1 protein-coding gene is annotated in these 759 nt (G+C 76.8%); it reads left to right on the top strand.

Annotated features, from left to right (window positions below):
• A partial coding sequence (locus HO151_RS04170) for a phosphopantetheine-binding protein (RefSeq protein WP_254594709.1) occupies positions 1 to 759 on the top strand: 759 nt, incomplete at both ends.

Here is a 759-nt window from a genome sequence, read left to right as displayed (position 1 = left end):
CCCCGCTCGTGCCCGCCTCGTGCGTGGTGCTCGACGCGCTGCCCCGCAACGCCAACGGCAAGGTCGACCGTCGGGCGCTGCCGGCGCCCGTCGTCACCGGAGTCGGCGGCCGGGCGGCCCGCGACGAGCGGGAGCGGCTGCTCGTCCGGCTCTTCCAGGAGGTCGTCGGCGCCCGGGACGTCGGCATCGACGACAGTTTCTTCGCCCTGGGCGGCGACAGCATCATGTCGATGCAGCTCGCCGGCCGGGCCCGCAAGGCCGGGCTGCTGCTCTCCCCGCGCGACGTGTTCGAACACCGTACGGTGGCCCGGCTGGCCGCCGTCGCCGGCGAGACAGGGGAGGACGGGGAGCGGCCCGCCGGCCTGGACGGCACCGGCGCCTTCCCCGCCACCCCGATCATGCACTGGCTGCGCGGACTGGGCGGACCCGTGGACGGATTCAGCCAGTCGGTGGTGCTGTGCGCCCCCGCGGACCTGGACGAGCCGCGGCTCACCGTCCTGCTGCAGACCCTGCTGGACCACCACGACATGCTCCGGCTGCGCCTGACCACCGGCCCTGACGGCGGCTGGCGGCCCGAGATCCCGCCGCCCGGCTCCGTCCGCGCCGCGGACCGCATCCGCCGCGTCGACGTCAGCGGACTCGGGCCCGAGGCGCTGCGCGAGACGGTGGCACGCGAGAGCGAGGCCGCCGACCGGCGACTGCGGCCCGCCGTCGGCGACGTCCTGCGCGCCGTCTGGTGCGACGCGGGTCCCGGTCGGC

The sequence above is a fragment of the Streptomyces sp. 8P21H-1 genome, from assembly GCF_013302945.1.
This window is presented reverse-complemented; position numbering and strand designations above follow the sequence as displayed.